The organism is Acinetobacter sp. AR2-3 (assembly GCF_001878775.1).
GTDB lineage: Bacteria > Pseudomonadota > Gammaproteobacteria > Pseudomonadales > Moraxellaceae > Acinetobacter > Acinetobacter lwoffii_D.
The window spans coordinates 24,533-38,717 of sequence record NZ_MJIQ01000037.1; the positions used below are offsets into that span (position 1 = coordinate 24,533).

Genomic DNA, 14,185 nt, shown 5'->3' on the forward strand with positions numbered 1-14,185 from the left:
ATCATGGCTAAACGTACTGACATTAAAAGCATCTTGATTATTGGTGCTGGTCCGATTGTCATCGGTCAAGCATGTGAGTTTGACTACTCAGGTGCTCAAGCATGTAAAGCCCTTCGTGAAGAAGGTTACCGCGTTATTTTGGTCAACTCTAATCCAGCGACCATCATGACCGACCCAACCATGGCGGATGCAACTTACATTGAGCCAATTACTTGGCAAACTGTTGCAGCGATCATTGAGAAAGAACGTCCAGATGCTGTTCTTCCAACCATGGGTGGTCAAACGGCATTGAACTGTGCCCTTGCCCTTGATGAGCACGGCATTTTAGAAAAATACAATGTTGAATTAATCGGTGCGACCAAAGAAGCGATTGAAAAAGCTGAAGACCGTAAACTGTTCGACCAGGCAATGCGTAAAATTGGTCTTGAATGTCCAAAAGCTGACGTTGCTGAGTCAATGGAACATGCTTTAGAAATTCAAGCACGTTTCGGCTTCCCAGTGATTATCCGTCCATCATTCACGATGGGTGGTTCAGGTGGCGGTATCGCGTACAACAAAGAAGAATTCATCGAAATTTGTGAACGCGGTTTCGATCTTTCTCCAACCAAACAGTTATTGATTGATGAATCTTTAATTGGCTGGAAAGAATACGAGATGGAAGTTGTTCGTGACAAAAACGACAACTGTATCATCGTATGTACCATTGAAAACTTTGACCCAATGGGCGTGCATACAGGTGATTCAATCACTGTTGCCCCTGCGCAAACATTGACAGATAAAGAATTCCAGTTACTACGTAACGCATCTTTAGCTGTATTACGTGAAATTGGCGTAGAAACAGGTGGTTCTAACGTACAGTTCGGTATTTGCCCAAATACTGGCCGTATGGTGGTGATCGAGATGAACCCACGTGTATCACGTTCATCTGCACTGGCATCGAAAGCAACTGGTTTCCCAATTGCAAAAATCGCAGCGAAATTGGCTGTGGGTTATACGCTTGATGAGTTGAAAAACGACATCACTGGCGGTACAACGCCTGCATCGTTCGAACCTGCAATCGACTACGTTGTAACCAAGATTCCTCGTTTCAACTTCGAGAAATTCCCACAAGCTGACGCAACGCTTACAACTCAGATGAAATCTGTCGGTGAAGTGATGGCGATTGGCCGTAACTTCCAGGAATCTGTACAAAAAGCCCTTCGTGGTCTTGAAGTGGGTGCTTCTGGTTTTGACGAAAAAGTTGAAGTGGGTGCTGAAGGCGCACGCGACAAAATCTTGCAAGAACTTAAAGTGCCAGGTCCAGAGCGTATCTGGTATGTGGGCGATGCATTCCGTCACGGCTTTACTCTAGACGAAGTATTCGCTGCAACGAACATTGACCGCTGGTTCTTGATTCAAATCGAAGACATCATCAAAACTGAAAACCAAATCAAGACTTTAGGTTTTGGCGACTTGAATGCGGACAACATCCGTGGGTTCAAACGTAAAGGTTTATCAGATCTTCGCATTGCGGACTTGATGGGCATTTCACAAAAACAATTCCGTAAACATCGTTGGAACCTGGGCGTAACGCCAGTTTACAAACGTGTCGATACATGTGCTGCAGAATTCGAATCTGATACAGCCTACATGTACTCAACTTACGATGAAGAGTGTGAAGCCAATCCGTCTGCGAAAGACAAGATCATGGTGATCGGTGGTGGTCCTAACCGTATTGGTCAAGGTATCGAGTTCGATTACTGCTGTGTACACGCGGCGCTTGCAATGCGTGAAGATGGTTACGAAACCATTATGGTGAACTGTAACCCTGAAACGGTTTCTACGGATTACGATACATCAGATCGTTTGTACTTCGAACCGATCACGCTTGAAGATGTACTTGAAATCGTGCGTATCGAGAAGCCTAAAGGCATTATCGTTCAGTACGGTGGTCAAACTCCGCTTAAATTGGCACGTGCTTTAGAAGAAGCTGGTGCACCAATTATCGGTACATCGCCTGATGCGATTGACCGTGCAGAAGACCGTGAACGTTTCCAACAAATGATTCAACGTCTGCAACTTCGTCAACCAAACAACAGCATTGTAAAATCTGCTGAAGAAGGTATGGCTGAAGCATCTAAAGTCGGCTACCCGCTTGTAGTACGTCCTTCTTACGTGCTTGGTGGTCGTGCGATGGAAATCGTGTACAACGACGAAGAATTAAAACGCTACTTACGTGATGCGGTTCAAGCATCTAACGAAGCGCCTGTACTTCTTGACCGCTTCCTTGATGACGCGATCGAAGTTGACGTAGACTGCGTATCTGACGGTAAAGACGTGGTGATCGGCGGCATCATGCAGCACATTGAACAAGCGGGTATTCACTCAGGTGACTCGGCATGTTCAATTCCTCCTTACTCTCTGTCTAAAGAGATTCAGGACGAAATGCGTCGTCAAACCGTTGCGATGGCAAAAGAACTTGGCGTAATTGGTCTAATGAACGTTCAGTTTGCGGTTAAAGGCGAAGACGTTTACATCCTGGAAGTGAACCCACGTGCATCTCGTACTGTGCCATTCGTTTCTAAGTGTATCGGCGAATCTTTAGCGAAAGTTGCTGCACGCTGTATGGCGGGTCAATCTCTTGAGTCGCAAGGCTTTACATCAGAGATTATTCCTGAGCACTTCTCTGTCAAAGAAGCGGTGTTCCCATTCAACAAATTCCCTGGTGTTGACCCGATCCTTGGCCCTGAGATGAAATCGACCGGCGAAGTAATGGGCGTTGGTAAAACATTTGGTGAAGCGTTCTATAAAGCTGTTTTAGGTGCAAATGAGCGTTTACCAGGTCTTCCAACTGAAGGCGAAGTGAAACACGCATTTATCTCTGTACGTGACTCAGATAAACCACGTGCGGCAGGTATCGCAAAACAATTGATTGACCTAGGCTTCAAGATTCTTGCAACTGATGGTACATTTAAAGTGATTAGCGATGCTGGTCTTGAATGTGAACGTGTCAATAAAGTGACTGAAGGTCGTCCTAACATTGTGGACCGTATCAAAAACGGCGAAATCCACCTTGTGATTAACACGACTGAAGGCAAAAAGGCACAAGAAGACTCATTCTCGATCCGTCGTTCAGCACTTCAAGGTAAAGTGTATAACACAACTACATTGAATGGTGCGGATGCAGTATGCCAAGCTTTAGCAATTAAATTGCCAATGGATGTATATCGTTTGCAAGACCTAACTAAAGGTTAATTCGCTTCCAAGAAGTCCCGCTACCTTCTTGGTGGCGGGCTTTTTTTTATTTATAGATTTTATATCTTTCAACTGACTTTTGAGGGACAACATGCAACGTTATCCTATGACACCTGAAGGCAAAATTGCCTTAGAGAAAGAATTACACCAATTGAAAACAGTGGATCGCCCACGTATCACCGCTTCGATTGCGGAAGCGCGTGAACATGGTGACTTAAAAGAAAATGCAGAATACCATGCAGCACGTGAACAGCAAGGCTTCTGTGAAGGCCGTATTCAGGACATCGAAGGCAAACTGGGTGCAGTTCAAGTGATTGATGTCAAAGAACTTGAACAGAATGGTCGTGTAGTTTTTGGTGTGACTGTCACGATTGAAAACCTAGATACTGAAGAGCAGAAAACCTATAAAATTGTAGGCGATGACGAAGCAGACTTTAAGATTAACAAGATCTCTGTAAACTCGCCGATCGCACGTGGTCTTTTAGGTAAAAACGAAGGCGACGATGTGAAAATCAATACACCAAACGGTGAAGTTGAATACGAAATTGTGAAAGTTGAATATCTTTAAAATTTAAAGCTATTTAATTTAAAGCCCCTCGATTGAGGGGTTTTTTACCTTTATCCGCTTCCTACAAACGGATTAACTCTGTGCTTCTTTTAAAAACCCCGATGCAAATAAGTTAAATGCATGTAAAGCCTCAGGCAGTACCTGCTCAGGATGTTCACTAGAAGCCACCCAGAGTGCTGCATTCATTGCAGCACCATTTAAAAATACCGCAGCAGCTTCCGGATCAACTGTTTTAATTCGGTCTGCTACCAATAATTGTTCAACACATTCACGCGTGGACTGCAAACATCTGTTTTGACTTGGCCAATGTGCAGGATCGCCCAGCACAGCCGGCCCGTCTCGCAGCACAATGCGCTGGAATTCCGGATTTAAGGCATTGTGAATATAGGTCCGCCCTTCCAGCATCAATCCTTCCCAAAGATCATCAGGCTGCTCCAGATGTTGCTGCGCAGATGAAGCCATTTCCGAATCGATTTGATCGACCACTGCAGCAAATAAGCCTTTTTTATCACCAAAATGATGATACAGCGCACCACGAGTCAGCCCTGCTTCTGCCGTGAGCTTATCCATTGAAGTGCCAGCATAGCCATATTCCCCAAATGCACGGCGTGCTACTTGAATCAGTTTTTTACGGGTTTCGGCCATTTTTAATTCACGAACAGACATTTATTTTCATCACATCATCTTTATAAAAATTTTAATTGACATACGGTACGTATGTCAATTATGTTTACATACGAGGCGTATATGAAGGTTAAGCTGCTTTCACTCACTGATAAATTAGATATTGAATGAGAATAGACATGACTAGAACCGCAATATTTCCCCAAGACCGCCATGCCCTGTATGAACAGCATGGTTATTCTGCTGCAATCAAATCGGAAGACTTACTTTTTGTATCGGGTCAGGTCGGTAGCCGTGAGGATGGTTCCCCTGAACCAGATTTCGAGAAACAGGTAGAACGGGCTTTTGAAAATTTAGCTGCGACATTGGCAGCAGCTGGTTGTAGCTTCGATGATATTGTCGATGTCACCACCTTTCATACTGATCCGGAACGGCAGTTCGAAAGCATCATGAAGGTGAAAAATCAGGTGTTTACACAAAAGCCTTATCCTAATTGGACAGCTGTGGGCGTGACCTGGCTGGCAGGTTTTGATTTTGAGATTAAAGTCATTGCCCGTATTCCTACAGCATCGACACCAGTCTAATCATTTGCGTTATTCACAGTCGCTTGAGCGTCTTGTAGATATTATTCAGCAAGTTTAAACGCCGATTAGGTATAATTTCTTATTCACTATTTTTTGTATCTCCCTTATGTCTGAAAAGTTAATTAATTCTCCTGTAAATCACTGGTGTGAATTTGAGTTCATCTCAAAAACGGTGAAGAATCCGAATATTCATATCAAGGGGAACTATTCTTACTACTCAGCCTACTGGGATCAGGGTTTTGAGCGTTGTGTAGTGCGTTATTTACATGATAAGCCATCTACCCCAGACAAACCGATTGATCAGCTTTATATTGGCAATTTCGTCTGTTTCGGCGCTGAATGCGTGATCATGATGGGTGGAAACCAGCTGCACCGTACCGACTGGATTTCAGCGTTTCCATTCGATACACGCAGTTTTGTGCCTACGGGTGATACCATGATTGGTGATGGTTGCTGGATTGGTTCTCGTGCCATGATTATGCAAGGGGTGACACTAGGTGAAGGTGCTGTGGTTGCCACAGGTGCTGTCGTAACCAAAGATGTACCACCGTATGCGGTTGTCGGTGGTGTTCCTGCAAAAATTATTAAATACCGCTTTCCACAGGAAGATATTAAAAAATTGCTTTCCCTCAAAATGTACGACATTGATGAAAAGCAGTTTCTAAAAATGCGTGAGCAGTTGCAGACGGATGATATTAGTTATCTAGTAGAATTTTTAAGCAATTAAAACTATCATTAAATCATTAAAATTTCAAAAGATTAAGCATGCAAAGTATTCTGAGTTTTGTAAGTGAAAATCCTATTTTCTTTACCGTATTATTCACTCTTACGAATATCTTATGGTTGATCTTCTCTTTTTACCAAAAACATAAAAATGATAAAGCTCTAATTGACTACAAAGCTGAAAAAGATAAAGAATTAGAAGGCTTAAAACATAATTTCGGATTAGAACTTGAAAGGAAAAAGAAAAATTTCGGTATAAAACAAGAAGTTTATGGGGAGTTTTTTAACAATTTAGATAAATTTCAATCAAAAGCTCAAATTGATTCACAAAAATCAATAAACCTTTATATGCATAACTTTTTGATTGACTTTGTTACAGCTTCAGAAATAAATGATACAGATGCAATGGCTAAAGCAACTGGCGAATATCATCAAAATCTTCAAAGCTTTTTTGCAAATTTGTTTGATGAACTTAATACCCTACAAAATGAATGTAATCGTTTGAAATTTTTTGCCCCTGAAGAGATTCGGATAAAATTAAAAGAAATAACCATAAGTTATGAACAAATTTTCAAAATGACTAATCAGTATGTCAGCAATATTTCTAACTTATTTTTTGACGAATCAGCACAAAATGAAATAACTAAAAAATTTACAGCCGATATTCAACCTATTTCAGATAAATTAAAAACAGATATGGATAATATTGAAAATCTACTAAGATCAGATTTATTTTCATAATTTTTAGAAAACATAAAAAAACCCACTCAATCGGAGTGGGTTTTTTTAGAATATGGTGGCTATGACGAGACTTGAACTTGTGACCCCCGCATTATGAGTGCGGTGCTCTAACCAACTGAGCTACATAGCCTTAAACTGTGCGCGCATTATGGGATTTTCTGTAAATCACGTCAACCCCATATTGTGCTGTTTGATCAAAATTTGTTGAAGTGAGCCGATAAGCCGGGTTCTGTCGTGAACGATCATTCCTCTAGGCGCACAATCACTCATGCGCTCAAGCGACCTACCCGAATCCAGCATGGGCCATGCCTAATGGATTCCTATTTGGTCTTGCTTCCGGTGGGGTTTACCTCGCCATGAACTGTTACCAGCCATGCGGTGCGCTCTTACCGCACCCTTTCACCCTTACCTCCGATTCCGATTGCTCGAAAACATAATGAAGGCGGTCTTCTCTCTGCTGCACTTGCCGTCGGTTTGCACCGCCCAGGCGTTACCTGGCACCTTGCCCTATGAAGCCCGGACTTTCCTCCCCTGCTTCAATCACGGAGATTTCCACAGCAGCGATCGTCTGGCTCACTTCGAGCGGCATAGTATCAAATATCGAGACTAATTGCTTGATGTTTTTTGAGCAGTCAGTTTTTCATACTTGGCTTGCAGCTGTTCCTGCGTTTCGACATGATTCGGATCCAGTGGAATACAATCCACCGGACAGAACAACTGGCACTGCGGTTGATCATGATGTCCGACGCACTCTGTACATAAATCTGGATGAATCTCATAAATGAGTTCACCCATATAGATGGCCTCATTCGGGCATACAGGTTCACAGACATCACAGTTAATACATTCATCGGTGATATATAAAGACACGCTACCAACCTTGTTGAAGTTTACGCTCGAAGGCAGCAACCACGTTTGGTGGTACAAACTTGGTTACATCACCTCTTAATCGAGCAATTTCACGCACCAAAGTGGATGAAATAAAAGAATATTGTTCTGAAGGAGTTAAAAATACCGCTTCAAAGTGGGAGTCCAGCTGACGGTTCATATTTGCCAGCTGAAATTCGTACTCAAAATCAGACACTGCACGCAAACCACGCAATACAGCAGTCGCCTTTTGCTCACGGAAAAAATTGACGAGCAAACCATCAAAACCTACAAATTCAACATTGTCCAAATGACTCAATGACTCTTTCGCCAATGCGACACGCTCTTCCAGACTAAATACCGGATTTTTATGATGACCGATAGCAATGGCTACCACGACTTCATCAAACATTCGCGCTGCGCGGGTTACCAAATCAATATGTCCATTGGTAATTGGATCAAAAGTCCCCGGATAAATCACACGAGTTTTAGACATCCATTTGTACTCTGTTTGTTATGTAGAATCTTATTTTAGCAAAAACTTGTTTTTTTGGTGAATAATCCTCATTAATTTAAAAAACTTCACCTTATTTCTAGTTGCGGTACAATAGCAGCACGTTTGGAAGTATCAGATTATGGCGAAAGCATCTATTGTAGTAAAAAAAAATAATGGCGGTACCATTGCACTGAATAAACGTGCCCGCCACGATTATTTTATTGAAGAGAAATTTGAAGCGGGGCTTTCATTAAAAGGCTGGGAAGTCAAATCAATGCGCGCTGGGCGTATGACTATCGTAGAAAGTTATATTACCTTTAAAAATGGTGAAGCGTTCTTGTTTGGTGCTCAGGTTCAACCTTTGTTAAGCGCCTCGACCCATGTAGTGCCTGAAGCAACCCGTACCCGCAAGCTATTGCTGAATCGCCGTGAAATTGAAAAGTTGATGGGTGCAATTAACCAGAAAGGTTATTCCTGCGTACCACTGGCGTGTTACTGGAAAGGTCCACATGCCAAGCTGGAAATTGCCTTGGTGAAAGGTAAGCAGCTCCATGACAAACGTGCCACCGAAAAAGACCGTGACTGGCAACGTGATAAAGCACGAATTTTCCATAAATAATGGATTAAAAATTCAATATAAAAAACCTCCGCATTCGGAGGTTTTTTTATAACTTTAAGCTTTACCGCCCAGTCTTGCCAGAGTCAGGGCAATATATTCCCCAAACCAGAACGCGGTTTTTAAATCGCCCTCAGGTGGAGTGACTTCAACCGGCGCGTTATCTGACTGGGTCATAAGCCCCAAGAAGCTCGACATCCGATTCAGATCCGTGACGGCACGTCCTGTCGGCATTAATGGCAATCCACTCCACAACATACCGTGCTGCATGGCAAACAGGTTGATTTGCTGCAAGACTGCCAGTTTGTCGCCACTGAGTCCGCCACCATTGGTAAAGGCTGCGGCCAGTTTACCCTGCCAGCTACGTGCCAGCCAGCGTTTAGAGGATTGCTCCATAAACAGCTTCATGGCAGAGGTCAGGCTACCCATATAGGTCGGACAACCAAAGATAATTGCATCGGCGGCGTCCAGCACATCCCAGTCTATATGTTCGACATTCATCATATGCACCTGAACACCAGTTTCTAGCGCACCATCGGCAATAAAATTTGCCACTTTAGCCGTGTGTCCATAAGGACTGTGATAAACAATCGCAACAGATTTGGAAGATAGGGACATAACGCTCAAAAGCCAAAAAATTCAGTTAAGTTTAACATTTTCATGTCATAAACACGAATGTCGCCATACGCCCTGTTTTAGCTTCGCGGCGATAAGAGAAATATTCCTCTGGCTGGCGATAAGAACACTGATCTCCACCTAGAACAGTATTTACCCCGTCTTGCTGCAAGATATAACGCGCAATCGCATACAGGTCGGCATAATATTTACCTGCCTGTTCACCGGCCTGAAATGCACTGTCCAGTTCAGGATATTTACTACAAAAAGCCGCTTTTACTTCAGCGCCAATCTCGAAACATGGCTGACTGATTGCTGCCCCGAGCCAGGCCCAGGTCGGTGGAGTTTGCATAGCGGCAATGGTATTTTCGACAATCCCACCCGCCAGACCACGCCAGCCAGCATGCAAATTGGCAACTTCCGTGCCATCCGCATTCCCCAGTACCACAGGCAAGCAGTCTGCCGTCATCATCATTAAGGCATGCGCCTTACGCTGAGTCACCAGACCATCTCCGACCAGTGCGGTAAATGGCATCTGCTCATTAATAGTATGGCAAATGGTGCTATGTGTCTGGGTCATCCAGGTAATCTTATCTACGCCAAAGGCAGCGAAATCCTGCAATAAAGCCATGCGATGCTGTTGTACCCGTTGCGCATCATCCTGCACATGCAAGGCCAGATTAAAACCTGCAAGCTCAGGCTGTGCGGATGGCTGTACTTTCGCATGGTGAACGCGAGTCTGGCCGACATACACACCTTGTGGAAGTCCTGGTACAAATTGCATCTCGATTCCTTGCTTTGACGCGAGCTAAATAAAAAGATTAATAGGCTTTGTTTTCGGTACGCAGTACTTCAACCAGATTGGCAAAGTCTTCCGGCCACGGCGCTTCAAAGGTCATTTCTTCTTTGGTACGCGGATGGGTCAGACCAAGTTTCGCTGCATGTAAGGCCTGGCGTTTAAAGCCACGTAAAGTATCATCTAATAATTGCGATGCACCTGCAGGCATACGGACACGTGGCATATACACCTGATCGCCCACCAAGCCAAAGCCGATATAGCTAAAATGCACACGGATCTGATGGGTACGTCCAGTTTCCAGACGGGCTTGAACACGGGTAAAATGCTGGAAACGCTCTTTGACATTGTAATGCGTCACCGCGTCTTTACCACCTGGAAGTATGGTCATTTTCACACGATCCACCGGATGGCGTTTGATTGGTTCATCAATGGTACCGCCAGCAATAATATTGCCGTAAACCACCAAGTCATACAGGCGATATACTGATTTTTTCTCAAGCTGTTTGCTTAAGGCAAATTGTGCTTCCAGATTTTTGGCGACGACTAACAGACCGCTGGTGTCTTTATCGATACGATGTACCAGACCTGCACGCGCCAGTTCAGCTGATTTCGGATAGTGATGCAATAAAGCATTGACCAAGGTGCCAGAACTATTGCCAGCGCCCGGATGTACCACCATACCGACTGGTTTGTTGATGACCATAATGTCATCATCTTCATAGATGATGTCCAGTGGAATATCTTCCGGCAGACTGCGCGTTTGCGCTTCAAGCTCAACATTTAAAGTCAGGGTTTCAAAACCATCACTTTTAAATTTCGGCTTAACCGGTTGACCATTCACCAATAAATTGCCATCTTTAATCCATTGCTTTAATTTTTCTCGAGAAAAATCGCTCCAGACCATTGCGGCAATCTGGTCGATCCGTTGCCCGATATAAGTTTCATCCAGTTGAAATTGCAACGATAAACGTGTTGCAGTTGCTTCTGAAGTATGGTTATCTGCATCCTCAGAATCTTCAAGTAAATTGAAATCAGTATCAGGGATATTAGAATTGGAAGATTGTGCTTGACTCATTTGCTCATTCAGACAAAAGTGGTTTAATAGTGCAATTGTAGCTCATTGCCCGTATTAACAGAGGAATTTTTATGTCGCTACCACATTATAAAATGACAATGCTTGCTGTGACATTAGGCATTGCATCGGCAATGGTAGGCTGTAGCAGTAATCCAAAAAAAGAAGTCGTGGATAAAGGTCCGGAATCTAGCGAACAGGTTTATATTCAAAAAGCACAGAAAGCGCTAGATCGTAATCAATATACCGATGCAGCAAAACAGTTAGAAGCGCTGGAAACTTATTTCCCGACCAGTCAGTATGCCCCTCAGGCGCAGCTTGAACTGTTGTATGTAAAATTCCAGCAAAAAGATTATGAAGGTGCGGTTGCACTGGCAGAGCGTTTTATCCGTCTGAACCCGCAACATCCAAATGTCGATTATGCTTACTATGTACGCGGTGTCGCCAATATGGAACAGAACTATAACGGCCTGCTGCGTTATACCTCACTGAAACAATCGCATCGTGATGTCAGCTACCTGAAAGTAGCTTACCAGAATTTTGTTGATTTCATTCGCCGCTATCCGTCGAGTACCTATGCAGTCGATGCCGCACAGCGTATGCAGTTTATCGGTCAGGAACTGGCTGAGCATGAAATGAATGCAGCACGTTTTAACATCAAGCGTAAGGCGTATCTGGCAGCAGTTGAACGTGGCTTGTGGGTGATTGAGCATTATCCTCAAACTGCGCAGATTCCGGAAGCACTCGCAACAGTTGCTTATGGCTATGATCAGCTAGGTGATAAAGCGACTTCTCAGCAATATGTGGATGTTTTAAAGCTGAATTATCCGAATCTGGTGAAATCAGATGGTACGGTGAATCTGCGTGCAGCGCGGAGCGAAAGCAGTTTCTTTAACCGCGCGACACTGGGTATTTTTGGTAAAGAAGCCAAAACTGTAACCGACACCGATGCACAATCGGATACGCCAGAAACTGAAAAGCGCAGCATCACCAATCGCATTTCATTTGGTTTGCTGGATCGTCCTAAAACGGCTGAATAAAGCTAAATAAGTCCGGCAGTATCAGCAAATAAGACAGCGCTTTACAGGTGCATTTTCCTCAAGGGCAAGGTATTATACTTGCCCTTTTGCGTTGTCTGGCCAAGGCTTGAACAAAACGTGCAAAAGGTATACAAAGGAACTTGAAATATTCAATGTTCAGCCAGACTATTTTCATTTTTTCAGTGATTTAGACCTTAGATACCAGCACGAGAAGCTCAGCAGACCATGGCCATTCCTCAACATACGATTGATCAGATTCTCGATCGCACCGATATTGTCGATGTGATTGGTCAATTCGTAAAACTGAAAAAAACAGGCCGTACCTATTCAGGCTGCTGCCCTTTTCATCAGGAAAAATCACCATCTTTCCACGTCTATCGTGACAAACAGTATTTTCACTGTTTTGGCTGTCAGGCCAACGGTAATGCCATCCGTTTTTTAATGGATATTGGCAGCCGTAATTTCGTCGAAGTGATGAAAGACCTGTCCAGTCAGACCGGTATCGAACTGCCTAAAGACAACACCGATTCCAATAAATTAAAATATAAACGTGAAGCAGCCAAGCTCAAAATTGCGCCTGCTCAAGCGGCACCACAAGCTCAGCCGCAACAAAATAATGCAGTAACAGAAAATAATAGTGCTGCATCTACGGCGAGTTTTGACCCATTTGCAGAGTTTCAGGCAGTCGAACAGGATTTTTATGGTGACCCTTTTGCTTCTTTTGAACACCTGCCCATGGCAGAAGTTCAGCAAGACGGTAATCTCTACGACCTGCTGGAAAATATTGCACAGTTCTATGAACGCCAGTTACCCAACAGCCCGAGTGCCCAGCAATACTTTAAACAGCGTGGTCTGACTGCAGAAACCATTGCCTATTGGCGCTTAGGCTATGCGCCCGAAGACTGGCAACATCTGGAAAAAGCCTTTCCTCAGGATATTGAAGGCTTAAAACTTTTAGGTCTGATTCGTACCAGCGACAGTGGCCGTGATTTTGATCTGCTGCGTGAACGGGTGATTTTCCCGATCCGTGATACCAAGGGTCGTGTAGTTGGTTTTGGCGGCCGTGCCCTGAATGACGAGATTAAGCCTAAATATATTAACTCGCCAGATTCTGAGGTCTTCCATAAAAACCAGTTGCTGTATGGCCTCTATGAGGGCCGCAAACAGAAAGCCCAAGAATGGCTGATGGTCGAAGGCTATATGGATGTGATTGCGCTTCAGCAATATGGCATTCATGGCGCAGTAGCAACTTTAGGTACAGCGAGTAATACCGACCACCTGAATATTCTGTTCAAGCAGAGCAACCGGCTGACCATTGCCTTTGATGGGGATGCTGCCGGTCAAAAAGCAGCGCGCCGTACCTTAGACATTGCCCTGCCCCTGCTGAATGATGGCCGAGAGCTGAAGTTCTTTGTTTTGCCCGCTGACCATGACCCAGATTCATTGATCCGCCGTGAAGGGATAGAAAACTTCAGACGCTTGCTGGATCAGGCACCGTTGATGTCGGACTTCGTGTTTGCCCATCTGACCCAAAATCAGGATATCACCACCCCAGAAGGCAAGAGTCAGGTTATGGGTGAACTAAAAAATCTGACCGAATTACTGCCCAAACACGGCTCCTTCCGTTATCTGCTGCAGCAATTTTTCCGTGAAAAACTGGGCTTTAATCGTAAATGGCAACCTAAGGTCAATACAGATGCATCTTTAAGCTTTAGTACCAAAATTGATGCTGAAGAATATGTGATTGCGATCTTGATGAATCATCCTTATCTGTATATTCATTTTGAACCACTGCGCGCGCTAGTAGCGGAAGATCAGTTGCTGTTTAAGATTTTGAATATTCTGAATGTGATTTTTGATGACTTGCCGGATGATCCTGAACTGTCGATCTATTATGTGCTCGGTGCCTGCGCAGCCCATCATCATGAACTGCAGCATATTCTGCAGCATGCCAATGTCAGCGATTACACCTCATCGCCGGAACAGGCCGATAAGCTCGCGGCTGATTTTTCAACCAAGCTGCAATATCAGTGTTTAAAAAACAAGATTAAATCCAAGAAATTTAACAGTATTGCAGAAATGAAAAACCTGAAAATGCAGATTTATGAGATTGACCGCAAACGCTCAATGACCCTGTTAGAAGATTAATTTTTCAAATTATTGATTCTTTTGAATCCAATGAAGTCACTGCTAGCTCACATTATTA

General features: G+C 43.8%; 14 protein-coding genes, 1 tRNA gene and 1 other RNA gene. 8 read left to right on the top strand and 8 right to left on the bottom strand.

Annotated features, from left to right (window positions below; all coding sequences use genetic code 11):
- Positions 1 to 3: 3 nt before the first annotated feature.
- Both carB and greA read left to right on the top strand, forming a co-directional pair.
- Positions 4 to 3,234, top strand: coding sequence for a carbamoyl-phosphate synthase large subunit (gene carB, locus BFN00_RS05700; RefSeq protein ID WP_071850732.1), 3,231 nt, complete (start codon positions 4 to 6; stop codon positions 3,232 to 3,234).
- Positions 3,235 to 3,325: 91 nt separating this feature from the next.
- On the top strand, positions 3,326 to 3,802 hold the full coding sequence (greA, locus tag BFN00_RS05705; protein ID WP_071850733.1) for a transcription elongation factor GreA: 477 nt from the start codon (positions 3,326 to 3,328) through the stop codon (positions 3,800 to 3,802).
- 72 nt (positions 3,803 to 3,874) lie between these two features.
- Here greA and BFN00_RS05710 read toward each other — a convergent pair whose 3' ends face one another.
- Positions 3,875 to 4,468, bottom strand: coding sequence for a TetR/AcrR family transcriptional regulator (locus tag BFN00_RS05710; RefSeq protein ID WP_071850734.1), 594 nt, complete (start codon positions 4,466 to 4,468; stop codon positions 3,875 to 3,877).
- A gap of 137 nt (positions 4,469 to 4,605) precedes the next feature.
- On the opposite strand from BFN00_RS05710, the gene BFN00_RS05715 reads away from it, so the two are divergent.
- The 3 genes from BFN00_RS05715 to BFN00_RS05725 all read left to right on the top strand — a co-directional run bounded on the left by BFN00_RS05715 (position 4,606) and on the right by BFN00_RS05725 (position 6,474).
- On the top strand, positions 4,606 to 5,010 hold the full coding sequence (locus tag BFN00_RS05715) for a RidA family protein (RefSeq protein WP_071850735.1): 405 nt from the start codon (positions 4,606 to 4,608) through the stop codon (positions 5,008 to 5,010).
- A 106-nt stretch (positions 5,011 to 5,116) separates the two neighbouring features.
- Complete coding sequence (locus BFN00_RS05720; RefSeq protein WP_071850736.1) at positions 5,117 to 5,737, top strand: CatB-related O-acetyltransferase; 621 nt, start codon at positions 5,117 to 5,119, stop codon at positions 5,735 to 5,737.
- A 38-nt stretch (positions 5,738 to 5,775) separates the two neighbouring features.
- Positions 5,776 to 6,474, top strand: coding sequence for a hypothetical protein (locus tag BFN00_RS05725; protein WP_071850737.1), 699 nt, complete (start codon positions 5,776 to 5,778; stop codon positions 6,472 to 6,474).
- Between the two features lie 53 nt (positions 6,475 to 6,527).
- Here BFN00_RS05725 and BFN00_RS05730 read toward each other — a convergent pair.
- The 4 genes from BFN00_RS05730 to coaD all read right to left on the bottom strand — a co-directional run bounded on the left by BFN00_RS05730 (position 6,528) and on the right by coaD (position 7,837).
- Positions 6,528 to 6,604 (bottom strand) — tRNA-Met (locus BFN00_RS05730).
- 72 nt (positions 6,605 to 6,676) lie between these two features.
- Positions 6,677 to 7,054: RNase P RNA component class A (rnpB, locus tag BFN00_RS05735), an RNA gene on the bottom strand.
- Between the two features lie 26 nt (positions 7,055 to 7,080).
- Positions 7,081 to 7,344 (bottom strand): YfhL family 4Fe-4S dicluster ferredoxin, encoded by a 264-nt coding sequence (locus BFN00_RS05740; protein ID WP_004280584.1) that lies wholly within the window; start codon positions 7,342 to 7,344, stop codon positions 7,081 to 7,083.
- A 1-nt stretch (position 7,345) separates the two neighbouring features.
- Entirely contained in the window at positions 7,346 to 7,837 is a 492-nt protein-coding gene (coaD, locus tag BFN00_RS05745) for a pantetheine-phosphate adenylyltransferase (RefSeq protein ID WP_004280585.1), read from the bottom strand.
- 139 nt (positions 7,838 to 7,976) lie between these two features.
- Between coaD and smpB the strand changes: the two genes are divergently transcribed.
- Complete coding sequence (gene smpB / locus BFN00_RS05750) at positions 7,977 to 8,456, top strand: SsrA-binding protein SmpB (protein ID WP_004280586.1); 480 nt, start codon at positions 7,977 to 7,979, stop codon at positions 8,454 to 8,456.
- A 54-nt stretch (positions 8,457 to 8,510) separates the two neighbouring features.
- Here smpB and BFN00_RS05755 read toward each other — a convergent pair whose 3' ends face one another.
- Genes BFN00_RS05755 through rluD form a run of 3 tightly spaced genes read right to left on the bottom strand, consistent with a single transcriptional unit; the run spans position 8,511 to position 10,942 of the window.
- Positions 8,511 to 9,071 carry a flavodoxin family protein gene (locus tag BFN00_RS05755; RefSeq protein ID WP_071850738.1) on the bottom strand — a complete coding sequence of 187 codons (561 nt, stop codon included), beginning with the start codon at positions 9,069 to 9,071 and terminating at the stop codon, positions 8,511 to 8,513.
- Positions 9,072 to 9,111: 40 nt separating this feature from the next.
- Complete coding sequence (pgeF, locus tag BFN00_RS05760; protein WP_071850739.1) at positions 9,112 to 9,852, bottom strand: peptidoglycan editing factor PgeF; 741 nt, start codon at positions 9,850 to 9,852, stop codon at positions 9,112 to 9,114.
- Between the two features lie 37 nt (positions 9,853 to 9,889).
- Positions 9,890 to 10,942: a 23S rRNA pseudouridine(1911/1915/1917) synthase RluD gene (rluD, locus tag BFN00_RS05765; RefSeq protein ID WP_071850740.1), complete on the bottom strand. Its 1,053-nt coding sequence runs from the start codon at positions 10,940 to 10,942 to the stop codon at positions 9,890 to 9,892.
- 71 nt (positions 10,943 to 11,013) lie between these two features.
- Here rluD and BFN00_RS05770 point away from each other — a divergent pair, with 71 nt between their 5' ends.
- Both BFN00_RS05770 and BFN00_RS05775 read left to right on the top strand, forming a co-directional pair.
- On the top strand, positions 11,014 to 11,979 hold the full coding sequence (locus tag BFN00_RS05770; RefSeq protein ID WP_071850741.1) for an outer membrane protein assembly factor BamD: 966 nt from the start codon (positions 11,014 to 11,016) through the stop codon (positions 11,977 to 11,979).
- 225 nt (positions 11,980 to 12,204) lie between these two features.
- Positions 12,205 to 14,127 carry a DNA primase gene (locus BFN00_RS05775; RefSeq protein WP_005252568.1) on the top strand — a complete coding sequence of 641 codons (1,923 nt, stop codon included), beginning with the start codon at positions 12,205 to 12,207 and terminating at the stop codon, positions 14,125 to 14,127.
- Positions 14,128 to 14,185: the final 58 nt, after the last annotated feature.

Bases quoted from the DNA above. Each gene is read 5' to 3' on its own strand.
- BFN00_RS05720 (WP_071850736.1), top strand. From the start codon at position 5,117: ATGTCTGAAAAGTTAATTAATTCTCCTGTAAATCACTGGTGTGAATTT.
- greA (WP_071850733.1), top strand. From the start codon at position 3,326: ATGCAACGTTATCCTATGACACCTGAAGGCAAAATTGCCTTAGAGAAA.
- BFN00_RS05755 (WP_071850738.1), bottom strand. From the start codon at position 9,071: ATGTCCCTATCTTCCAAATCTGTTGCGATTGTTTATCACAGTCCTTAT.
- BFN00_RS05710 (WP_071850734.1), bottom strand. From the start codon at position 4,468: ATGTCTGTTCGTGAATTAAAAATGGCCGAAACCCGTAAAAAACTGATT.
- BFN00_RS05770 (WP_071850741.1), top strand. From the start codon at position 11,014: ATGTCGCTACCACATTATAAAATGACAATGCTTGCTGTGACATTAGGC.
- smpB (WP_004280586.1), top strand. From the start codon at position 7,977: ATGGCGAAAGCATCTATTGTAGTAAAAAAAAATAATGGCGGTACCATT.
- pgeF (WP_071850739.1), bottom strand. From the start codon at position 9,852: ATGCAATTTGTACCAGGACTTCCACAAGGTGTGTATGTCGGCCAGACT.
- BFN00_RS05775 (WP_005252568.1), top strand. From the start codon at position 12,205: ATGGCCATTCCTCAACATACGATTGATCAGATTCTCGATCGCACCGAT.
- rluD (WP_071850740.1), bottom strand. From the start codon at position 10,942: ATGAGTCAAGCACAATCTTCCAATTCTAATATCCCTGATACTGATTTC.
- carB (WP_071850732.1), top strand. From the start codon at position 4: ATGGCTAAACGTACTGACATTAAAAGCATCTTGATTATTGGTGCTGGT.
- BFN00_RS05725 (WP_071850737.1), top strand. From the start codon at position 5,776: ATGCAAAGTATTCTGAGTTTTGTAAGTGAAAATCCTATTTTCTTTACC.
- coaD (WP_004280585.1), bottom strand. From the start codon at position 7,837: ATGTCTAAAACTCGTGTGATTTATCCGGGGACTTTTGATCCAATTACC.
- BFN00_RS05715 (WP_071850735.1), top strand. From the start codon at position 4,606: ATGACTAGAACCGCAATATTTCCCCAAGACCGCCATGCCCTGTATGAA.